The organism is Flavobacterium rarum (SeqCode) (genome assembly GCF_965234445.1).
Classification (GTDB): domain Bacteria; phylum Bacteroidota; class Bacteroidia; order Flavobacteriales; family Flavobacteriaceae; genus Flavobacterium; species Flavobacterium rarum.
Map to the genome: position 1 here is coordinate 1 of NZ_OZ248490.1, position 22,550 is coordinate 22,550.

Sequence of the window (22,550 nt, forward strand, 5' to 3'; positions counted from 1 at the left end):
AATGAACTTCTTCTTTTTTAGAATAAAGAACATAGAGTTTAGAGAATAGACTTAGTCTATATTCTTTTTTCTATATTCTATCTTCTTAAAGATAGTGGAGAATAACGGAGACGAACCGTTGACCTCCTGCGTGCAAGGCAGGCGCTCTAGCCAGCTGAGCTAATCCCCCGTATCGATTTTAGATTTTATGAATTCAGATTTTAGATTTTTGAATTGTAGTTCTAATTTCTTTTGGTTGAATTCTCAACTTCTAAAATTTCCTTTGTATAAATGAACGTGTTTTATTCTTTTTTTTAATCTTAATACTTAATTCTAAGTATTTAATACTTTTTTTGTTGTCTCGGACAGACTCGAACTGTCGACCCCTACATTATCAGTGTAGTACTCTAACCAGCTGAGCTACGAGACATCAGTATTGTAGATTTTTGATTTCTGATTTTAGATTCCACTCCCTAGAGCAATCTAAAATCTAAATTCTTAAATCTTAATTTATTTAAATTAACAGCAAGAGTAATATAATCTCATTATTTGTTTCCTCTATTCCTTTTCGTCTTCTTTCTTTAGCGTGTATAAATACTAACACTAAAGCTCTAGAAAGGAGGTGTTCCAGCCGCACCTTCCGGTACGGCTACCTTGTTACGACTTAGCCCTAGTTACCAGTTTTACCCTAGGCAGCTCCTTGCGGTCACCGACTTCAGGCACCCCCAGCTTCCATGGCTTGACGGGCGGTGTGTACAAGGCCCGGGAACGTATTCACCGGATCATGGCTGATATCCGATTACTAGCGATTCCAGCTTCACGGAGTCGAGTTGCAGACTCCGATCCGAACTGTGACCGGTTTTGTAGATTCGCTCCTGGTCACCCAGTGGCTGCTCTCTGTACCGGCCATTGTAGCACGTGTGTAGCCCAAGGCGTAAGGGCCGTGATGATTTGACGTCATCCCCACCTTCCTCACAGTTTGCACTGGCAGTCTCGTTAGAGTTCCCGACATGACTCGCTGGCAACTAACAACAGGGGTTGCGCTCGTTATAGGACTTAACCTGACACCTCACGGCACGAGCTGACGACAACCATGCAGCACCTTGTAAATTGTCTTGCGAAAAGTCTGTTTCCAAACCGGTCAATCTACATTTAAGCCTTGGTAAGGTTCCTCGCGTATCATCGAATTAAACCACATGCTCCACCGCTTGTGCGGGCCCCCGTCAATTCCTTTGAGTTTCATTCTTGCGAACGTACTCCCCAGGTGGGATACTTATCACTTTCGCTTAGCCACTGAGATCGCTCCCAACAGCTAGTATCCATCGTTTACGGCGTGGACTACCAGGGTATCTAATCCTGTTCGCTACCCACGCTTTCGTCCATCAGCGTCAATCCATTAGTAGTAACCTGCCTTCGCAATTGGTATTCCATGTAATCTCTAAGCATTTCACCGCTACACTACATATTCTAGTTACTTCCTAATAATTCAAGTCTAGCAGTATCAATGGCCGTTCCACCGTTGAGCGATGGGCTTTCACCACTGACTTACTAAACCGCCTACGGACCCTTTAAACCCAATGATTCCGGATAACGCTTGGATCCTCCGTATTACCGCGGCTGCTGGCACGGAGTTAGCCGATCCTTATTCTCACAGTACCGTCAAGACGCTACACGTAGCGTTGTTTCTTCCTGTGCAAAAGCAGTTTACAATCCATAGGACCGTCATCCTGCACGCGGCATGGCTGGATCAGGCTTGCGCCCATTGTCCAATATTCCTCACTGCTGCCTCCCGTAGGAGTCTGGTCCGTGTCTCAGTACCAGTGTGGGGGATCTCCCTCTCAGGACCCCTACCCATCGTAGCCTTGGTAAGCCGTTACCTTACCAACTAGCTAATGGGACGCATGCTCATCTTTCACCGTTGTGACTTTAATAGTGGTTTCATGCGAAACTGCTATACTATGAGGTATTAATCCAAATTTCTCTGGGCTATCCCTCTGTGAAAGGTAGATTGCATACGCGTTACGCACCCGTGCGCCGGTCTCTAATTCCGAAGAACTATACCCCTCGACTTGCATGTGTTAAGCCTGCCGCTAGCGTTCATCCTGAGCCAGGATCAAACTCTTCATCGTATATTATTTAAGACTTGCGTCTCTTTGTTTATTTGACTGAAGGTCTAGTGGTTTTTTCAAATCTTTCAATTCTATTACTCTTATTCTTTTGTCTCTCTCTTTCGATTGAGACGGCTGTCAATTCAATATGTCTAGGAACGTTGTTCTTCTTGTTTTTCACCTCATTCAACTCACTTTGTGTGTCTCTCGAAGCGGGTGCAAAACTACAACTTCTTTTTGTTACTGGCAAGAAATTTTTGAAGTTTTTTTTAGAAAATTTAATCTCTATTTCTTCTCGCTTTCTTAGCAGTATGTCAAGGATCGTTGCGCGTTTAGCGGGGTGCAAAAGTAATAAACTCTTTTACTTCTCACAAGCTTTTTTAAATCTTTTTTTGAAAATAAATTTTCTCTCGATCTCTTCTCGCTTGTCAATGTATTAAAGAACTTAGTCGCTGTTGCGGGTGCAAAAGTAGACCCTTTATTCGTTTAAACAATGACTTTTTACATTTATTTTACCTTAATTTTACACTTATCTTTTAACACATTGATATATCGAAATTTACAACCCCACCTTTTTGAGGATTTCTGAATTTCTAATAGGCGTTTTTAATGATTTCATCAGTTTTAGGGAGGTTTGGGGGTTTGGACCTGCGTTTTAGCGCGCTAAAATTGGCCACGGATCTAACCGATACAACGGATTTATGCGGATTTTTGCCTTTGGAGCTTTCTATCCTATATATTATGACGCCTTTTATCCGATTTAGTGCCGGATTTAACGCCCAAGCTCTCTCTGCAGCCCCATTTAATCTAATCTGAGCATGAATGTGACGCGGATGAAACGGATTCGCTAAAGCAAAAACACGTATTTACACGGATTCTTTATCTTTTAACAACAATAATTTAATTACTGTTTTCTATACCTATATATAAGGTATAGCCCAATATCACTTTTTCAATTTAAAAAAGTCTGGTTTTACAGGGATTACTCAGGTTTTTACTTCACAGTAGCCTTCCTATATATTAAGGTGTCCCTTTTGAAAATTTATAAAAACAAATTTTTTTATAAAAACCAAGGCACTAGCCCTGATAGAAGGGAAAGTCCTTTTTTGTCCCGATTTTTCCTCGAGACAGAAAAGATTGGAATGATAGCAGGAATTAGCTCCTAATTTTGAAACTAATGGATTAACAAAAAAAAAGAGGCAAATCACTAAGTAATTGCCTCTTTTTTGTCTTTATATAATTTTAATTCTACTATTTACTTGCCTTGTTATCCCATGACTCCATAAGTTTATCATAATCTATGGGGTTTGCAGGAACTTGATTTCTTAATCTGCCCGATTCAAACGCTCTTACAAGTATAGTTTCTATTAAATAGTCTTCATTGACATCATAAGGCTGGTATTTTAATTTTAAATTAATATCAAACATACTAGCTGTGGTATTGGACACAAAAGCTTTAAAACCACTTTTTAGGTTTTTAATCAAATCATAAGTTGTAGTTCCAGTTTGCCTATCTATTAACTTAACCAAAATTTGGCCTTGTTTTTTGGAGAGTTTTTTCAGTCTGGCTTCAAACTCATTACTCAAGTAATCTTCTACAATCTTGAAATATTTCTTTTTGTCTTTCTTATTAGTGAACTTTACCATCCCATTGTTTAACGCTGTCAATCTTTCGGCTGCAATTCTTGCGTAGGGATACGTAATATAAACCCTTTTCTGTAACAATACCAATTGCTTTCTATCCTCTTCACTTAATTTATTCCTTTCGATGACTAATTCTGGTAAAACAATAGTGTCTCCAAAAATACTATCGGCTTCGGTTAAGACATACCCCATTTCTGTATTGCCTATTTTTGTGTCTTGTGCTTGTACAGAAATAGTGATGAATAAAGCGAAAGCAAGAAATTTGTAAAAGTTCATAAAGAAATAATTTTAGCACAAAATTATACATTATATACAGAACTCTAAAGACAAATTTATAATTTAGCAAAAAAATAATTTTATGAGTTCAGATTCAATATTAAACGCATCCTCTATTGCCTTTTTAGAAAAATATTTAAACAACGCCTCTCCTACTGGTTTTGAAGCCGAAGGTCAAAAAATATGGATGGATTATTTAAAACCATACGTAGATACTTTTATTACGGACACCTATGGAACAGCAGTTGGAGTTATTAATCCAGAGGCTTCGTACAAAGTTGTTATTGAAGGGCATGCTGATGAAATTGCATGGTATGTCAATTACATAACAGATGAGGGAATGGTTTATGTAATCCGAAATGGAGGTTCAGACCATCAAATTGCTCCATCAAAAAGGGTGAACATCCATACTAAAAACGGAATTGTAAAGGGCGTTTTTGGATGGCCGGCAATTCATACTAGAAATAGAGACAAAGAAGAAAACCCTAAAATAAGCAATATTTTTATTGATTTGGGTTGCGAAACCAAAGAAGAAGTTGAAAAAATGGGAGTTCATGTTGGATGTGTTATTACTTATCCTGATGAATTTATGATTATGAACGAAAACAAATTTGTTTGTCGTGCCATAGACAACCGCATGGGAGGATTTATGATAGCCGAAGTTGCCCGTTTATTACATGAAAACAATATAAAACTGCCATTTGGTTTATACATTACCAATTCTGTTCAAGAAGAAGTGGGTTTACGAGGAGCCGAAATGATTACGCAAACCATTAAACCCAATGTTGCTATTATTACTGATGTATGTCACGATTCTACCACTCCAATGATTGAAAAGAAAATTGAAGGTGACACAAAAATTGGAAAAGGACCAGTAGTAACTTATGCTCCTGCCGTTCAAAACAATTTGAGAGAACTAATTTTGGATACTGCAATAGAAAAAAGCATTCCTTTTCAAAGATTGGCTTCTTCGCGTGTGACAGGAACAGATACTGATGCTTTTGCATATAGTAATGGAGGTGTCGCTTCTGCTTTGATATCTTTACCTTTACGTTACATGCATACAACGGTTGAAATGGTACATCGAGATGACGTAGAAAATGTTATTAAATTGATTTATGAAACGTTACTGAAGATAGAAAATAACGAAACATTCTCTTATTTTAAATAAAAGCGAAAGCACCATTTTCAAATGGTGCTTTTTTTATGAAAAACAATTTCTTATAATTACTTTTTTAATTGAAATTCTATGTTTAAATTCTAAATATCAACCCATTAAAAATTTGCCCTAAGAATCATAAAAAAAGTAGTCTAAAGCATTGCAAAAAGTAATAGTTATATTGATTTATTATATCAAATAGTCCTGTTTCTATCGTAAATTTACGCATATCTTTAGATAAAATATTTTCATTATGGATGTTGAAATACTTGCTCGAATACAATTTGCTTTTACAATTGCCTTTCATTATATCTATCCCCCATTAAGTATTGGAATTGGTTTAATAATGGTAATTACGGAAGGCCTTTACCTTAAAACAGGAAATAAAGATTACGAAATTTTAACACGCTTTTGGATTAAAATATTTGCTTTAACTTTTGGAATAGGTGTTGCCACTGGAATAATAATGGAATTTGAATTTGGAACCAATTGGGCGGTATATTCCCGTTATGTTGGTGATATTTTCGGAAGTGCATTGGCCGCCGAAGGATTATTTGCCTTTGGTCTTGAAAGTACTTTTCTTGGAATATTGCTTTTTGGGTGGAATCGTGTTAAACCTTGGGTCCATTTTGTATCTACTTTAGGAGTATTTTTAGGGTCAATGTTTTCGGCAGTTTGGATTGTAGTTGCCAATTCTTGGCAACAAACTCCTGCAGGTTACCATATTGTTGGGAAAGGATTAAATGCTCGTGCCGAAGTAACCGATTTTTGGGCAATGGTTTTCAATCCTTCAAGTATTGATCGAATCATTCATACTTGGCAAGGAGCTATTTTGGCAGGAGCCTTTTTAGTTTTAAGTGTTCATGCATACTACATCAGAAAAGGACGCTATATCGAAATATCAAAAAAAGCATTTAAAATATCTTTGGTAGTAGCAACTATTTTCTCTCTTACTCAATTGATATCAGGTCATAGCTCAGCTGACGGAGTTGCTGTTAATCAACCTGTAAAACTCGCTACTATGGAAGGTCATTTTGAAAAGGACATGCCTGCCGATTTATACCTACTGGGTTGGGTTGACAAAGAACATCAAAAAGTTACCGGAATTGGTATCCCAGGCGGATTGTCATTCTTAGTCCATCAGGATTTTAATGCTCCAATAAAAGGATTAAATAATTTTCCAGTTGAAGACAGGCCTAGCCAAATAAATGCAGTATTTCAATTTTATCATATTATGGTTGCAATTGGGATGGCTTTAATTGGACTTACTTTGTACGCCTGTTTTTTGTGGTGGAGAGGAAGATTATTTGAAACCAAATGGGTTTTATGGGTTTTCTCTTTTGCTGTCATTTTACCACAAATAGCCAATCAAGTGGGTTGGTTTACTGCCGAAATGGGAAGACAGCCATGGGTAGTTTATGGACAATTGCGAACCAGTAATGCGTTTTCACAAGAAGTTTCCTCGAATCAAATTGTGTTTTCATTGGTCATGTTCACAGTAATCTATTCTTTATTGTTAGCTTTATTTCTATATACAGTAAATAAAAAAATAAAACATGGGCCTTATGACGAACCCAATATACCAATAACTTTCAAATCCTTTTAATTCTTATAGTATGGAAACTTTTTTAGGCATTGATTACCCAACATTATGGTATTTAGTGATCGGATTATTATTTTCTGGTTATGCTATTTTAGAAGGTTTTGACTTTGGCGCAGGCGCTTGGCATTTGTTTTTCAGAAAAGATTTAAGCCGAAGAATTGCAATAAACGCTATTGCTCCAGTTTGGGATGCCAATCAAGTTTGGTTAATTATTGGAGGTGGCGCACTATTTGCAGGATTTCCAGTAATGTACGCAACCATGCTATCAGTAATGTATGTTCCTTTTATGCTTTTTTTGATGTTAAATGTACTTCGAGCAGCAGCCATAAAATTTAGAAGTGTTGAAGAAATGAAGTGGTGGAGAAACAGTTGGGATGTCATTTATAGTATTTCTAGTATCCTGATTGCTTTTTTGCTTGGTGTTGTATTAGGAAATATATTGCAAGGATTTGCTTTGGGGCCAAATTTCAGTTATAAAGGAGGCATATTTTTCTCATTCTTAAATCCATATGCTATAATGGTAGGATTGACAACTCTATCCATTTTTATGACACAAGGTGCTATTTATCTTTTATTAAAAACAGAAGGCAGATTGCATGCTAGACTTACATTTTTACTCCAAAAAGGAATGATATTTTTCATTATAAGCTTCGGAATAACCACACTTTATACATTGGTTTTTATTCCTGAAGTAACAGCTAATTTTCGAGCAAATCCCCTTTATTTTGTTGTTCCTATTATCTCCTTTTTAGCTGTTGCTAATGTACCTCGATTGGTTTCAAAAAAACAATATATGTTGGCGCTAGTGTTTTCTTCTTTGACAATGGCTTTTTTATTGATTCTTGTTGCTTTGCAATTGTATCCAACGCTTTTAATTTCGACAATTGACTCTAAGTTTAGCGTTACCATTTACAATGCAGCTTCTTCTCAAAAATCATTAGGAATTATGTTGACAATTGTTGCTATTGGCGCACCTTTATTAGCTGCTTATTTTTTCTTTTTGTATAAAACCTTCAATGGAAAAGTACAACTTGATGATACAAGTTATTAAATAAATCTAATCCTATAATGAAATACATCTACGTTTTATTAACCCTATTTACTCTAATTTTGCTTTGGTCAATAATAAATCCCAAAGAAGGATTTACTTGTTTTCTAGAAATTATTCCAGCAATAATTGGGCTTTTGGCATTGACTTTTACATTCAAAAGTTTTCGATTTACCAATTTTACTTATACAGTGATTCTAATACATTGTATTATTTTATTTATTGGTGGACATTATACCTATGCCGAGGTTCCTTTATTCGATTATATCAAAGAGGTTTTTCATCAAAGCAGAAATAATTATGATAAAGTTGGTCATTTTGCTCAAGGTTTTGTGCCTGCCTTAATCATTCGAGAACTATTTATTCGAAAAAAAGTCATTGCAAATCAAAACTTCTTTAATTTTATAATTGTATCCATTTGCTTGGCAATTAGCGCTGCTTATGAATGGATTGAATGGCTCGTTTCAATTGTTACAGGAGATGGTGGAGATGCTTTTTTGGGAACACAAGGATATGTTTGGGATACACAATCGGATATGTTGTTTGCAACGATTGGAGCAATTGTTGCTTTAGTATTATTTTCAAAAATTCAAGACGTACAAATATCAAAAATATAATTTAGATTTTGCTCATAAAAAAAGCATCATTATACTCTTTATAATGGTGCTTTTTTGAAATCCAAATTTAGCATTTTCTATTATTAAGTTGCATTCATAATTAATTCATTCCAAGAAATCTTTTAGAATTGAATGTGTTTGTCATCATTGAATTAGAATTGATTTTATTAAAATCCAACGGGCTAAATTCGTTTGTTTCTTTACTTTCAATAATTTGTTCCAATTCAGCAATTTGGTTTTCTATTGTTCTTGCTTCTGTAAGAGGAAACACATCATTGGAAACGCTATTTTCTGTAATTAAATCAAATTGTGCTATTATTGCTTTCATAGCATTTTCATATTCCTTAAAATTCATATCGTCCGAAGCGGAAAATTCTGTAATTACATCCCCTTCATCAATGATATCTTTCATTGTTTTTTGATTATAAACAATAACTGCATCTGGATTAAACCCTTCTGAATCCTTTACTAAAGATGGATTTTTGATTGCTGTAATTTGATTTTGATTAATGCAGCAATTATCAGTTGATAAATAAACTTCTTGAAATGAATTAAGTTGCTTTTCATATTTATTTGAAGCCTTGCAAACACTAATAAAAGGCACTAATGTAATTCCTAAAATAAAAATTAAACTTTTCATGATTGATTGATTGATTGATTGATTGATTGATTGATTGATTGATTGATTGATTGATTGATTGATTGAATGATTGATAAATGAAGCATCATTTTAAGCAATGATGCTTCATCATAGATTCTTTAAGATTTTTTTAAATATGCAATTGCTTCGGTTGCATTTGAAAGCTCAGCATATTTCAAAGCTGTGAAACCATTCTCATCTTTCTCATTAAGATGAGCTCCTTTTTCAATTAGAATTTTAATAATTTCGACTTTATTGTAACGAGCCGCTACCATTAATGGAGTCATACCATTTGATTTTTCATTTACATCCATTCCATATTCAATAAATTTTTTAACTACTTCAATATCTCCTTTACTGATTGCTACAGTCAATGGGGATGATGAATCATAAAATTCTAAAATGTTTTTGTTGTTTGAAACTGAATTGAAATTTGATGCAAAAGATACATTTGCAAAAGCTACAAAAGCTACTCCTAAATAAACGATTGATTTTTTCATGATGATTGTTTTTTGATTGTTTGTGATTAATTTTTGTTTTTTGATTGATTTTTTTTTAATAAATTGTTCGCTCTTTGATTGATGATTTATAGATATTAAAATCATATAATAATATCCTATGCAAATATATGTCTAAAAGAAGGTATTGTGTTTCACATAGTACTTGATTTTAACTTATTATTAACTTATCATATAGTTTCATTGAAGAAATTGATATTATATAAATTATACTTTAAAAAATAGCAGAGTCTAAATTATAATTCTTCATCAAAACTGTTATTGAATAGACTGTAAATCAAATACAATGTTACTTGTATTAGCAAAAGTTTAACATTAGATATAAAAAAAACTGCTTCAAATAATGAAGCAGCTCTTTAATATGTAGTAAGAAATAGGTTATACTATTTTTCCCTGAACAATTTCATCTACTATTTCAGGATTTAATAATGTACTAATATCACCAAAATTTGAATAATCTCCTTCTGCTATTTTACGTAAAATGCGTCGCATAATTTTTCCAGATCTTGTTTTTGGCAAACCAGTAACATATTGAATTTTATCCAATTTAGCAATTGGTCCAATGTGATCTGAAACGTGTTGATTGATTTCTTTGGTCAAGTTTTCTCTATCTCGGTATTCACCTGATTCTTTTAAGATAACATAACCATACAATGCATTTCCTTTGATATCATGTGGGAAACCAACAATAGCAGATTCTGCAACAGCTGGATGCTCATTAATTGCATCTTCTATTGGAGCAGTTCCTAAATTATGTCCAGAAACAATTACCACATCATCCACTCGACCAGTAATTCTATAATAACCAACTTCGTCACGCAATGCACCATCTCCCGTAAAATATTTTCCTGGAAAAGCGGAGAAATAAGTGTCTTTATATCTTTGATGATCTCCCCAAATAGTTCTTGCTATACCTGGCCATGGAAATTTAATACACAAACTTCCATCGACTTGATTGCCTTCAATTTCATTCCGTTTATCATCCATTAAAACAGGTTGAATTCCCGGTAATGGCAATGTGGCATATGTTGGTTTTGTTGGGGTTATAAAAGATAATGGTGCAATCATAATACCTCCTGTTTCTGTTTGCCACCAAGTATCGACAACAGGACAACGCTTCCCTCCTACGTGGTCATTGTACCAGTGCCAAGCTTCTTCATTAATAGGTTCTCCAACAGAACCAATAACTTTTAATGATTTTAAAGGAAACTTTTGAACGTATGATAAATTCTCCTTAGCCAAAGCACGAATAGCCGTTGGTGCGGTATAGAATTGAGTTACTTTATGTTTTTCTATTGTTTCCCAAAAGCGACTAAAATCTGGATAAGAAGGAATTCCTTCAAAAATTACTGTAGTAGCTCCATTCAATAATGGACCATATAAGATATAAGAATGACCAGTTATCCAACCAATATCGGCTGTACACCAGAAAATATCATTCTCCTCATAATTGAATACATTTTTAAAAGTATATGCGGTATACACCATATATCCAGCCGTTGTGTGAACCATTCCTTTTGGTTTTCCAGTAGAACCAGATGTATATAAAATAAACAAAGGATCTTCGGCATCCATAATCTCGGCAACACTATTATTGATTGCACTATCTAGAAGTGGCTGTAACCATTGGTCACGACCTGATTTCATGTTAATTTCGGCATTGGTTCTTTTGGCTACTAAAACTGAAGTTACACATGGACAATTCTCCAAGGCATCATCAATAATTCCTTTCAAGTCTATGGTTTTGTTACCACGGTACCCACCATCAGAGGTGATAACCATTTTGCATTGACTATCGTTTATCCTTGATGTAACTGCCGTTGCAGAAAAACCTGCAAAAACAACAGAGTGTATTGCTCCTATTCTCGCACAAGCCAAAACGGCAACTGCTAATTCTGGAATCATTGGTAAATAAATACAAACCCGATCTCCTTTGGTTATCCCTTGCTCACGCAAAACATTTGCCATTTTGGATACCCGTTCGTATAGCTCATTATAACTAATATGTAATGCTTCTTCAGAAGGATCATTTGGTTCAAAAATAATAGCCGTTTTTTCTCCTTTTTTGGCTAAATGTCTGTCAATACAGTTCTTGGTAATATTTACTTTGGCGTCAACGAACCATTTTACTTCAGCTTCGGCCATATTAAAATCGACAACCTTATCCCAATATTGGTACCATGTGAAATTTTCTTCAGCAATTTTCCCCCAAAATTTTCTTGGTTCGCGTATCGATTTATTATAATGTTTAAAGTATTGTTCTAAACTATCAATTTTAAAATAACTCATCTTTTTTAATTTTTTATAAAAGTATTAAATCTCTTCGGTTTTCAAAACTATTAATTTGCAAAATGTTCCAAAAAAAATAATAAAAATTGGGACTTATTCAAAATTTAATAGGTTTTCCATAACATTTTAGATTTATCTTCGAAATTTAAACAAGAAAAGGACATAATAGAATACTAATATGCCCTTTTATTAACAATATTTAACAACAATTATTTTTATTTATAAAATCTAGAAAATCAATTTTATAATAACTAGGGATTACTTCACTTAACTTACACTTATACGAAGTTAAGTGAATGTAATAATGCATAAATATCTTTCAATTATCCAATAAGTGCTTACTAATTCAAAATATTTAAACCTATTTGATATTATGCAAATCCCAGCACACCCTCATGTGTGGTAATTCCTAATTTTATGTAATTATCCAATTTTTTTCATTGCAGTCATAGATTCTCTCAACCATGCTCCAACTTCTTCAATTGGGTGTTGACGAATACTTTTGTTAACTGCAATAAGAATAGCGTTGTCTACGCCATTTGTAGTAGAAAAAGGTTGACCGATAATATTGGTTTCAACCGTTTTCATAAACTCAGTCAATAATGGTTTACAAGCATGGTCAAACAAATAACAACCATATTCTGCAGTATCCGAAATAACACGATTCATTTCAAATAATTTTTTTCTAGCTACTGTATTGGCTATCAAAGGCAATTCATGCAAAGATTCATAGTATGCTGATTCTTCGATAATACCAGCTTCTGTCATTGTTTCGAAAGCCAATTCAACACCTGCTTTTACCATGGCAATCATCAATACTCCATTATCAAAGTATTCTTGTTCTGAAATTTCAGCAGTTGTTGGAGCTGTTTTTTCAAAATTGGTTTCTCCAGTAGCAGCTCTCCATGTCAATAAATTAATATCATCATTAGCCCAGTCAATCATCATGTTTTTTGAAAACTCTCCTGAAATAATATCATCTTGATGTTTTTGAAACAATGGACGCATAATATCTTTTAGTTCATCTGCCAATTCATAAGCTTCAATTTTTGCAGGATTAGAAAGGCGATCCATCATATTTGTAATACCTCCATGTTTCAAAGCTTCGGTAATAGTTTCCCATCCGTATTGAATTAATTTAGATGCATAAGCAGGTTCGATTCCTTTTTCGACCATTTTATCAAAACATAAAATAGATCCGGTTTGCAACATTCCGCAAAGAATAGTTTGTTCTCCCATTAAATCTGACTTTACTTCGGCTACAAATGAAGATTTTAAAACTCCTGCTTTGTGACCACCTGTAGCAACTGCATAGGCTTTTGCTTGTTCTAATCCTTCACCATTTGGATCATTTTCTGGGTGAACAGCAATAAGAGTTGGAACACCGAATCCTCTTTTGTATTCTTCACGCACTTCAGATCCTGGACATTTAGGAGCGCACATAATTACAGTTAAATCGTTACGAATTTGCATTCCTTCTTCAACTATATTAAAACCATGAGAATAAGCCAAAGTCGCTCCTTGTTTCATCAAAGGCATGATTGCTGTAACTACAGCAGTATGTTGTTTATCCGGTGTAAGATTACAAACCAAATCAGCTGTTGGGATTAATTCTTCATAAGTTCCCACTTTGAAACCATTATCAGAAGCATTTTTAAAAGAAGCTCTTTTCTCAGCAATTGCATCAGCGCGTAATGCATAAGAAATATCTAATCCTGAATCTCTCATATTCAAACCTTGATTCAAACCTTGAGCTCCACAACCTACGATAACTACTTTTTTTCCTGCCAATGCAGCTATTCCATTTGAAAATTCAGCTTTATCCATGAATTCGCAAACTCCTAATTGTTCTAATTGTAATCTAAGTGGTAATGAATTGAAATAATTTGCCATTTTTTTTAATATTTAATGAATGTAAAATTTTAATAATTGATTTAAAAATTGAAAAAGCTAAAAAAGCTAAAAAATAAAAAAGAAATTGTCGCTTCTAAAAACTGTAATTATTTTGTTCTAATATTTAAAGAACTTTCTATTGAAACAGTAACTATGAATGTAAATTGAGACTGTGTACCGATTACTAGCTAAGAAAGCGTTTCTAACAAAGTTGAAATTTGCATTTTTTCTTTTGAAACCGATATTCTTCCAGAACGTACAAATTGCATGATTCCAAAAGGTTTTAATTTTGCGTATAATTCTTCAATCTCAGAACGTTTTCCTGATTTTGAAATCACAAAAAAATCTCTTGAAACCGTTACAATTTCTGATTTGCTTTCTTTTATGATATTTTGAATTTGTCTTTCGTCAAAAAGCAAACTGGATTCTATTTTAAACAAAGCACTTTCCAAAAAGATTGTTTCTTCATCGATGTGATAAAACGCTTTGATAACTTCAATTTGTTTTTCTATTTGACCAACGATATTTTGCACCCACTTTTCTGTAGTGTTTACAACTATAATAAATCTAGAAACGTTTTCGATTTCAGATTCAGAAACATTTAGACTTAATATATTGATGTGGCGTTTTAAGAATATTCCTGATATTCTATTTAATAAGCCTACGTTATTTTCTGAATAAACAGAAATAGTGAACATTTTATTTTCCATTTTTTTATTGTTTAAAGTTTAAAGTTGTTTAAGCTTGTTTAAAATTTAAAGCTATTTACTGAAATCAGAGCTTCTTTTAAACCATTTTAAACTTTTAAACCATTTTAAGATAATCTTATGTCAGAAACTGAAGCTCCTGTTGGAATCATCGGAAATACGTTATTTTCTTTTTCAACCATAACTTCAAGAAAATAGGACTCTTTTGAAGCCATCATTTCGGCTACAGCATCATCCAGATCTTCTCTCTTGGTTACTTTTTTAGATTTTATATAATACCCTTCGGCAATAGCTATAAAATTTGGATTAATCATTTCGGTAGAAGCATATCTTTTGTCAAAAAACAATTGTTGCCACTGACGTACCATTCCTAAAAATTCATTGTTCAAAACCACAATTTTTACTGGAACTTTAGTTTGAAAAATTGTTCCGAGTTCTTGAATTGTCATTTGAAATCCTCCATCACCAATTATAGCAACAACTTCACGATCTGGCCTTCCCATTTTGGCTCCAATTGCTGCTGGTAAAGCAAAACCCATAGTACCTAATCCGCCCGAAGTAATGTTACTTTTGGATGTATTGAACTTAGAGTAACGACAAGTAAACATTTGGTGTTGTCCTACATCCGAAACCATTATAGCATCACCTTTTGAATGTTTATTGATCATTTCAATTGTTTCTCCCATTGAAATTCCACGATTGTTAGTTGGTGCTAACTCTTCGTTAATAACTGATTCTAATTCAATTTTATATTTCTCTTTGAATTCGTTGTGCCATGCTTCATGTGATTTACTTTCTACAAGTGGAATCAAAGCTGTTAATGCTTCCTTTACATCTGCCAAAACTGCAACAGTAGTTTTAACGTTTTTATCAACTTCAGCAGGATCAATTTCAAAGTGAATTACTTTGGCTTGTTTGGCATAAGTAGCCAAATTACCAGTAACACGGTCGTCAAAACGCATTCCCAATGCAATCAATACATCGCATTCGTTTGTCAAAACATTTGGTCCGTAATTTCCGTGCATCCCTAACATCCCAACATTTAAAGGATGGTCTGTAGGCAAAGCTGAAAGTCCTAAAATGGTCCATGCTGCTGGAATACCAGACTTTTCAACCAATTCTTTTAATTGTTCTTCTGCTTCGCCAAGAATAATTCCTTGACCAAAAATGATGTAGGGTTTTTTGGCATTATTAATTAAGTCTGCCGCTTCTTTCACTTTTTCAAGATTTAAAGCAGGCTTAGGTGTATAGCTTCTTATACTGGTACATTTTTCATAACTAAAATCCAGTTCGTCAAATTGCGCATTTTTTGTAATATCAATCAATACTGGCCCAGGGCGACCAGATCTCGCTATAAAAAAAGCTTTTGCGATAATTGCTGGTATTTCATGAGCCTCAGTAACTTGATAATTCCATTTGGTCACTGGAGTAGAAATTCCAATAATGTCTGTTTCTTGAAAAGCATCCGATCCTAACAAATGTTTCCCTACTTGTCCAGTGATACACACCATTGGGGTAGAATCTATTTGAGCATCTGCAATTCCAGTTACTAAGTTTGTAGCACCTGGACCAGAAGTAGCAATAGCAACCCCAACTTTTCCTGTAGCTCTTGCATACCCTTGTGCTGCATGCGTTGCGCCTTGTTCATGACGCACCAAAACATGATGCAATTGATCTTGAAATTTATATAATTCGTCATATACAGGCATTATTGCACCTCCAGGATACCCATAAATTAGGTCAACTCCTTCGGCTAATAAGCATCTGATAACGGCTTCTGCTCCTGATATTTTCATTTTTACTTTTTTTTCTTTTGGCAATTGCCTTTTTTTAAAATTCAATTTCAATGTCAATGTTTAAATTCAATATTAAAAATCGTTAAAATTTAAATTGTAATTGCAATTGATATTGAATTTTGAAATTGCTATTAATTCTTATTTATCGGTAACACATCCAGTTGATGCGCTAGATACAGCTCTTGCATATTTTAAAAGTACCCCTTTTGCTACTTTTAATGGCGGTTGTACCCAGTTGGCTTTTCTTTTAGCAAATTCTTCGTCGCTAATTTTCAAGTTAATGGTATTCTTAACAGCATCAATAGTAATGATATCACCATTTTCAACAAGAGCTATACCTCCTCCATCATAAGCTTCTGGTGTAATGTGCCCCACTACAAAACCGTGTGAACCTCCAGAAAAACGACCATCCGTAATTAAGGCTACACTACTTCCCAAACCTGCCCCCATAATGGCCGAAGTTGGTTTTAACATTTCTGGCATTCCGGGACCTCCTTTTGGTCCACAATAACGTATAACCACTACGTCTCCGGGTTTTACCAAACCGCTTTGAATTCCAGGAATTACGGTAAATTCACTTTCAAAAACTACTGCTGTTCCTTCAAAATATTCCCCTTCATTTCCACTTATTTTTGCAACACAACCTTCTGAGGCTAAGTTCCCGTACAAAATCTGAATATTTCCAGTAGGTTTTAATGCTTTTTGAATTTCATGAATCACCTCTTGACCGTCATTTAAATCTGGTACAGCTGCTAAATTTTCAGCTACTGTTCTTCCAGTTACAGTCAAACAATCTCCATGAATAAAACCTTCTTTTAATAAATATTTCATTACGGCAGGAACCCCTCCAACGGCATGTAAATCTTCCATCATGTATTTACCGCTTGGTTTCAAATCGGCAAGTACTGGAGTTTTGTCGCTTATATTCTGAAAATCAGTTAAAGTGATTTCGATATCAACCGAATGTGCCATTGCAATCAGGTGCATCACTGCATTAGTTGAACCTCCCAAAACAGCTACAAGTGTAATCGCATTTTCAAATGCTTCACGAGTCATAATGTCTCTTGGCTTAATATCTTTCTCCAATAATATTCGGATTGCTTTTCCAGCATCAAGACATTCTTGTTTTTTTTCTTCACTTAAAGCAGGATTTGAAGAACTGTATGGCAAACTCATCCCTAAAGCTTCAATTGCTGAAGACATAGTATTGGCTGTGTACATCCCTCCGCAAGCTCCAGGGCCAGGACAAGAATTTTGAATCACACCTTTAAAATCTTCATCAGAAATTGTATTTTGAAACTTTTTACCTAATGCTTCAAAAGCCGAAACAATATTAAGACTTTCTCCTTTCCATTTTCCAGAATGAATTGTACCACCATAAACCATAAGAGATGGACGATTTACTCTACCCATAGCAATTAATGCTCCTGGCATGTTTTTATCACAGCCTGGAATAGCAATCATTGAATCATACCATTGTGCACCCATAACTGTTTCAATAGAATCTGCTATTACATCTCTTGAAACAAGAGAAAAACGCATACCCTCTGTACCATTTGAAATTCCATCACTAACACCAATTGTATTAAATATCAACCCAACAAGATCTGCATTCCAGACTCCTTTTTTGACATCTTTGGCAAGATCGTTCAAGTGCATATTACAAGTATTTCCTTCATACCCCATACTTACAATTCCAACTTGAGCTTTTTTTAAATCTTCCTCTGTCAAACCAATTCCATACAACATCGCTTGTGCAGCTGGTTGTGTAACATCTTGTGTAATTGTCTTGCTGTATTTATTTAATTCCATTCTATGTTAATTTGTGTATTTAAATTTTACCTAAAAAAAAACCTCCCAAAATTATGGGAGGTTTTAAATATGTTTTCACTTATATTTATACCAATCCCTTTTCATATGTGATAATCACAATGACACTTAGAACTACAAGGACGTTGGTAATGCGTTTCATTTTTTTATTTTTAACTCTGCAAAAGTATTAAAAATAAACTCAATTAAAAAACATTTTATCAACAATCTAATCGTTTTTAGTGATATAATGCAATGTTTTATGATTTTTACTAATTAAACGATAGTCGATTGCCCAATTTGAACATTATCATTTTTAAAATACAAATCATCTTTACTTAATATGACATTTGAAATAAAATCCCCAACATCATTAGTCCCAAATCTTGAATCTGGATTTAAATCAATAGTAACTACTTTATATTCAATGGCTTTTTCTACAGCTTCATATACTTTTTTCGCCTCTTTTTCTAATCCGAAATGTTCCAATAACATAGCTGCAGATAAAATAGACGCAATCGGATTAGCTATATTCTTGCCCTTTGCTTTAGGATACGATCCATGGATCGGTTCAAAAAGCACATTATTATTTCCAATTGATGCAGATGCCATTAACCCAATTGACCCCATAATAGCACAAGCTTCATCAGACAGAATATCACCAAACAAATTTTCAGTTAAGATGACATCATATTGTTTTGGATCGGTAATTATTTGCATCGCAACATTGTCAATATATTGGCATTCCAATTTGACATCTGGATATTGAAGCGCTATTTTTTTAACAATTTTCCTCCACAATCTTGATGTTTCTAGAACATTAGCTTTATCTACTAATGTTACTTTTTTTCTTCTGCCTTGAGCTGCCTTAAAAGCTTGATGTGTGATACGATTGATTTCATTTTCAGAATATTCACAGATATCAGATGCAAAAGTCCCCTCTTCATTAATTACTTTCTCACCATAATAAGATCCTCCAGTTAATTCTCTAAAAATTACAAAATCAACATTTTCTATAACTTCTCTTTTAATTGGAGAAGCATCCAATAAATTTTTAAAAGGTTTTATAGGTCTGATATTTGCAAAAAGCCCTAATTCCTTTCTAAGTTTCAATAATCCTTGCTCTGGACGAATTTTAGCTTCTGGGTTATTATCGTATTTGGGGTTTCCGATAGCACCAAATAAGACTGCATCGGTATTCAAACAAAGATTTAAGGTTTGTTCTGGAAGCGGACTTCTAGTTTTTTCTATTGCAGTTGCTCCTATTAGAGCATCTTCAAAAATAAACTCATGATCATAAGCAACACTAATAGCATACAATGCTTTTTTAGCTTGCAAAATAACCTCTGGCCCTATTCCATCTCCTGCAAGTACAGCTATTTTCAAGTTCATAATTATATATTTTTAAAGAATTAAAACTAACTTTAATTAGTTCATATTAATTTTACTAGCTTCTATAATTTGGTGAATATCATTATCTAAAACTTCCTTTTTTATATCAGCAAATTTCAAAAATTCAACATATACAATGTCCAATTGCACTTTTGTAAGTTCGTAGCCCACTTTTTTAGCTCTATAAGCTAGTGCTGCTCTTCCACTTCTAGCTGTCAATATTATTAATGACTCATTGACACCAACATCCAACGGATCCATAATTTCATAAGTAGCTCTGTTTTTTATCACACCGTCTTGATGAATTCCAGAACTGTGGGCAAAAGCATTGGCACCAACAATGGCTTTATTTGGTTGCACTATCATTCCCATACTTTCAGATACCAATCGGCTCATTTCGTTCAACTGTTTGCTGTTTATATCTGTATATAAATTCAAATAAGGATGTTGTTTAAAAACCATTACTACTTCTTCAAGTGCTGTATTTCCTGCTCTCTCACCAATTCCATTGATTGTACATTCTATTTGACGGGCTCCATTAACCGCTCCAGCAATTGAATTGGCTGTTGCCATTCCTAAATCATTATGACAATGACAAGAAAGAATTACGTTTTCAATACCTTTTACATTTTCTTTAAGGTATTTTATTTTGGCACCGTATTCTTCTGGCAAACAATATCCAGTAGTATCTGGAATATTAAGAACAGTTGCTCCCGATTTGATAACTTCTTCGCAAACTTTGGCCAAAAAAGCATTTTCGGTTCTACCGGCATCTTCGGCATAAAACTCAACATCTTCTACATATTTTTTAGCGTGAGCTACTGCATGTTTAGCTCTAGCAATTACATCTTCACGAGTTGTTTGCAATTTGTGAATAATATGAGATTCAGAAGTTCCAATTCCGGTATGTATTCTAGGTCTAACAGCATGTTTCAAAGCAGCTGCAGCAACATCAATATCATTTTCAACTGCTCTAGTAAGACCACAAACAGTTGCATTTTTTACAATTTTGCATATTTCAGAAACAGATAAAAAATCACCTGGACTAGAAACAGGGAAACCAGCTTCTATGATATCAACACCCATTTCGTCAAGTCGATTGGCAATAACGAGTTTTTGATTGGTGTCTAATTTGCATCCTGGGACCTGTTCACCGTCTCTTAAAGTGGTATCAAAAATTTGGACTTTCTCTCTATTCATTTTAATTTATTTAATGTAATTTCACATCTTAAAACAAAAATAGTTTTCATTTACTTAAAACTAAACCTGTTTTAAGTAAATATACTACTTATAAAGCAAAAAATATCTACACAACAAACTGATAAACAACACGTTAAATACTTTTATAATACAATGGCTAACCATCAAAAAGATTTTTTATTTGTATTAATAAAATCCCTTTCCAAATCTGAAAAAAGACAATTTAAAATATTTGCAAGTCGATTGGAGACTAGTTCCAATACCAAGTTTATCGAGTTATTTAATATTTTGGACAAATCTGAAGTGTATGATGAAAAACTGATATTAAAGAATGGTTTGATCAAAAAAGTACAATTATCGAATCTGAAATCGTACTTGTATAAGCAAATATTAGTTAGTATTCGCTTGAATATACCAAGTCAGAACATTCGTTACCAACTGAGAGAACAAATCGATTTTGCCGCAATCCTTTACAACAAAGGACTTTATAAACAAAGTCTAAAAATATTGGATAAAACCAAACAACAAGCCATCGAAAATGATGAAAAATACATGGCTTTTGAAATAGTTGAGTTTGAAAAACTTATAGAATCGCAATACATTACCCGAAGTATCCAAGGACGAGCAGACGAGTTAGTTATTCAAGCCAAAGAATTAAATTACAGAAATACTATTTCGAGTAAACTATCCAATTTATCGCTTCAATTATATGGCATAATGCTTAAAACTGGTTTTGTAAAAAGCGATGATGAATACAAATACATAAATGACTATTTTTTAAAACACATTGCCCATTTTGACCAATCCAAATTTGAGTTTAGAGAAAAATATTGGTTTTATAATGCCAATCTTTGGAGAAGCTTTTTGGTACAAGATTTTCTTTCTTGTTATAAATATGCCTACAAATGGGTAACACTTTTCTATGACAATAAAAATATGATTTTTCTAAATCCTGTTTTCTTTCTAAAAGGGAATCATTATTTATTGGAGTCTTTGTTTATGCTCAAATACAAATCCAATTTTAAAAAATATTTAGAATTGCTAGAGGAAACCATAGATGATCCTCGTTTTCCAGTAAATGACAATATTGCTTCACTTTCATTTCTCTATTTGTACAACAATAAATTGAATTATCATATATTGGAAGGCACTTTTGCGGAAAGCGAATATTTAGTACCTGTTATTTTAAATAAAATGAAAGTGCACAGTGAGCACTTGGATGAGCACCATGAAATGATGTTTTATTACAAAATTGCCTGTATCTATTTTGGTAATGAAAAACACCAAGAATGCATCGTTTATTTAGAAAAAATCATCAACAACAAAAATCTTACTATGCGTGAAGATTTGATGTGTTTTGCAAGACTTTTGTGTTTAATTGCACATTATGAGCTCGGCAATGATTATAATCTGGAAAACCAACTCAAAAACACGTATAAGTTTTTACTTAAAATGAATGATTTACATGAGGTACAAAAAGAGATCATACGTTTCTTAAAGAATTTAAGCACTTTATACCCAAGTGATATCAAAAAAGAGTTTATAAAAGCAAGAGTTCGTTTTATAGAATTAGAGAAAAACACATATGAGAAAAGAGCATTCCTTTATCTTGATATTATTTCCTGGTTGGAAAGTAAAATAGAGAATCGAAAAATTGGTGACATTATAAAAGAAAAAGCTAAGTTGAGTAATAGGTAATTATACCATTTAACCTTTTATTTTACTGCAATAAAAAGCAACGTCTCTTGGAGTAATTTGGAAGCCTACAAGGTGGTGGTTCTCGATACATTTCATTAAAAAAAGCTATCGCATTTTTTAACGAAACACTCGAACAGACGTAGAAGTAGATTTTTTTATAAAGGTAAATTTAAA

At 33.7% G+C, this 22,550-nt stretch carries 16 protein-coding genes, 2 tRNA genes and 1 rRNA gene; 5 read left to right on the plus strand and 14 right to left on the minus strand.

What is annotated here, in order from left to right:
• Positions 1–95: 95 nt before the first annotated feature.
• The 5 genes from AC8GF4_RS08130 to AC8GF4_RS08150 form a co-directional block, all read right to left on the minus strand.
• Positions 96–169, minus strand: a tRNA-Ala gene (locus AC8GF4_RS08130).
• 166 nt (positions 170–335) lie between these two features.
• Positions 336–409, minus strand: a tRNA-Ile gene (locus tag AC8GF4_RS08135).
• Positions 410–594: 185 nt separating this feature from the next.
• Positions 595–2,108 (minus strand): 16S ribosomal RNA (locus AC8GF4_RS08140).
• 28 nt (positions 2,109–2,136) lie between these two features.
• Positions 2,137–2,337 carry a hypothetical protein gene (locus tag AC8GF4_RS08145; protein WP_506593770.1) on the minus strand — a complete coding sequence of 67 codons (201 nt, stop codon included), beginning with the start codon at positions 2,335–2,337 and terminating at the stop codon, positions 2,137–2,139.
• Positions 2,338–3,338: 1,001 nt separating this feature from the next.
• Positions 3,339–4,007 carry a DUF4294 domain-containing protein gene (locus AC8GF4_RS08150; RefSeq protein WP_506593772.1) on the minus strand — a complete coding sequence of 223 codons (669 nt, stop codon included), beginning with the start codon at positions 4,005–4,007 and terminating at the stop codon, positions 3,339–3,341.
• Positions 4,008–4,089: 82 nt separating this feature from the next.
• Between AC8GF4_RS08150 and AC8GF4_RS08155 the strand changes: the two genes are divergently transcribed.
• The 4 genes from AC8GF4_RS08155 to AC8GF4_RS08170 all read left to right on the plus strand — a co-directional run bounded on the left by AC8GF4_RS08155 (position 4,090) and on the right by AC8GF4_RS08170 (position 8,434).
• Positions 4,090–5,178, plus strand: coding sequence for a M42 family metallopeptidase (locus AC8GF4_RS08155; protein ID WP_506593773.1), 1,089 nt, complete (start codon positions 4,090–4,092; stop codon positions 5,176–5,178).
• A 241-nt stretch (positions 5,179–5,419) separates the two neighbouring features.
• Complete coding sequence (locus AC8GF4_RS08160) at positions 5,420–6,772, plus strand: cytochrome ubiquinol oxidase subunit I (protein ID WP_506593775.1); 1,353 nt, start codon at positions 5,420–5,422, stop codon at positions 6,770–6,772.
• Between the two features lie 10 nt (positions 6,773–6,782).
• A complete protein-coding gene (gene cydB, locus AC8GF4_RS08165) occupies positions 6,783–7,820 on the plus strand; it encodes a cytochrome d ubiquinol oxidase subunit II (RefSeq protein ID WP_506593776.1) in 1,038 nt (345 codons plus the stop codon).
• Positions 7,821–7,837: 17 nt separating this feature from the next.
• Positions 7,838–8,434, plus strand: coding sequence for a DUF2238 domain-containing protein (locus AC8GF4_RS08170; protein WP_506593777.1), 597 nt, complete (start codon positions 7,838–7,840; stop codon positions 8,432–8,434).
• A 100-nt stretch (positions 8,435–8,534) separates the two neighbouring features.
• On the opposite strand, the gene AC8GF4_RS08175 is transcribed toward AC8GF4_RS08170, so the two are convergent.
• The 9 genes from AC8GF4_RS08175 to AC8GF4_RS08215 form a co-directional block, all read right to left on the minus strand.
• Positions 8,535–9,074, minus strand: a complete 540-nt coding sequence (locus AC8GF4_RS08175) for a hypothetical protein (RefSeq protein ID WP_506593778.1) — start codon at positions 9,072–9,074, stop codon at positions 8,535–8,537.
• Positions 9,075–9,193: 119 nt separating this feature from the next.
• Positions 9,194–9,574 carry an ankyrin repeat domain-containing protein gene (locus AC8GF4_RS08180; protein ID WP_506593779.1) on the minus strand — a complete coding sequence of 127 codons (381 nt, stop codon included), beginning with the start codon at positions 9,572–9,574 and terminating at the stop codon, positions 9,194–9,196.
• 396 nt (positions 9,575–9,970) lie between these two features.
• Positions 9,971–11,881 carry an acetate--CoA ligase gene (acs, locus tag AC8GF4_RS08185; RefSeq protein WP_506593781.1) on the minus strand — a complete coding sequence of 637 codons (1,911 nt, stop codon included), beginning with the start codon at positions 11,879–11,881 and terminating at the stop codon, positions 9,971–9,973.
• 423 nt (positions 11,882–12,304) lie between these two features.
• Positions 12,305–13,774 (minus strand): ketol-acid reductoisomerase, encoded by a 1,470-nt coding sequence (ilvC, locus tag AC8GF4_RS08190; RefSeq protein WP_506593782.1) that lies wholly within the window; start codon positions 13,772–13,774, stop codon positions 12,305–12,307.
• Positions 13,775–13,962: 188 nt separating this feature from the next.
• Positions 13,963–14,484, minus strand: coding sequence for an acetolactate synthase small subunit (ilvN, locus tag AC8GF4_RS08195; protein WP_506593783.1), 522 nt, complete (start codon positions 14,482–14,484; stop codon positions 13,963–13,965).
• Between the two features lie 104 nt (positions 14,485–14,588).
• Entirely contained in the window at positions 14,589–16,277 is a 1,689-nt protein-coding gene (ilvB, locus tag AC8GF4_RS08200; RefSeq protein ID WP_506593784.1) for a biosynthetic-type acetolactate synthase large subunit, read from the minus strand.
• A gap of 138 nt (positions 16,278–16,415) precedes the next feature.
• Positions 16,416–18,089, minus strand: a complete 1,674-nt coding sequence (ilvD, locus tag AC8GF4_RS08205) for a dihydroxy-acid dehydratase (protein WP_506593786.1) — start codon at positions 18,087–18,089, stop codon at positions 16,416–16,418.
• Positions 18,090–18,362: 273 nt separating this feature from the next.
• The gene (leuB, locus tag AC8GF4_RS08210; protein WP_506593787.1) at positions 18,363–19,478 is read right to left on the minus strand and encodes a 3-isopropylmalate dehydrogenase; all 1,116 of its coding nucleotides are present in this window, start codon (positions 19,476–19,478) and stop codon (positions 18,363–18,365) included.
• Positions 19,479–19,514: 36 nt separating this feature from the next.
• Positions 19,515–20,678, minus strand: coding sequence for a 2-isopropylmalate synthase (locus tag AC8GF4_RS08215; protein ID WP_506593788.1), 1,164 nt, complete (start codon positions 20,676–20,678; stop codon positions 19,515–19,517).
• A gap of 153 nt (positions 20,679–20,831) precedes the next feature.
• On the opposite strand from AC8GF4_RS08215, the gene AC8GF4_RS08220 reads away from it, so the two are divergent.
• Positions 20,832–22,376: a hypothetical protein gene (locus AC8GF4_RS08220; RefSeq protein ID WP_506593790.1), complete on the plus strand. Its 1,545-nt coding sequence runs from the start codon at positions 20,832–20,834 to the stop codon at positions 22,374–22,376.
• Positions 22,377–22,550 lie beyond the last annotated feature (174 nt).

Coding starts and splice junctions, on each gene's coding strand:
- AC8GF4_RS08155 (WP_506593773.1), top strand. CDS start 4,090: ATGAGTTCAGATTCAATATTAAACGCATCCTCTATTGCCTTTTTAGAA.
- AC8GF4_RS08170 (WP_506593777.1), top strand. CDS start 7,838: ATGAAATACATCTACGTTTTATTAACCCTATTTACTCTAATTTTGCTT.
- AC8GF4_RS08175 (WP_506593778.1), bottom strand. CDS start 9,074: ATGAAAAGTTTAATTTTTATTTTAGGAATTACATTAGTGCCTTTTATT.
- AC8GF4_RS08180 (WP_506593779.1), bottom strand. CDS start 9,574: ATGAAAAAATCAATCGTTTATTTAGGAGTAGCTTTTGTAGCTTTTGCA.
- ilvN (WP_506593783.1), bottom strand. CDS start 14,484: ATGGAAAATAAAATGTTCACTATTTCTGTTTATTCAGAAAATAACGTA.
- ilvC (WP_506593782.1), bottom strand. CDS start 13,774: ATGGCAAATTATTTCAATTCATTACCACTTAGATTACAATTAGAACAA.
- AC8GF4_RS08220 (WP_506593790.1), top strand. CDS start 20,832: ATGGCTAACCATCAAAAAGATTTTTTATTTGTATTAATAAAATCCCTT.
- acs (WP_506593781.1), bottom strand. CDS start 11,881: ATGAGTTATTTTAAAATTGATAGTTTAGAACAATACTTTAAACATTAT.
- leuB (WP_506593787.1), bottom strand. CDS start 19,478: ATGAACTTGAAAATAGCTGTACTTGCAGGAGATGGAATAGGGCCAGAG.
- cydB (WP_506593776.1), top strand. CDS start 6,783: ATGGAAACTTTTTTAGGCATTGATTACCCAACATTATGGTATTTAGTG.
- ilvB (WP_506593784.1), bottom strand. CDS start 16,277: ATGAAAATATCAGGAGCAGAAGCCGTTATCAGATGCTTATTAGCCGAA.
- AC8GF4_RS08150 (WP_506593772.1), bottom strand. CDS start 4,007: ATGAACTTTTACAAATTTCTTGCTTTCGCTTTATTCATCACTATTTCT.
- AC8GF4_RS08215 (WP_506593788.1), bottom strand. CDS start 20,678: ATGAATAGAGAGAAAGTCCAAATTTTTGATACCACTTTAAGAGACGGT.
- ilvD (WP_506593786.1), bottom strand. CDS start 18,089: ATGGAATTAAATAAATACAGCAAGACAATTACACAAGATGTTACACAA.
- AC8GF4_RS08160 (WP_506593775.1), top strand. CDS start 5,420: ATGGATGTTGAAATACTTGCTCGAATACAATTTGCTTTTACAATTGCC.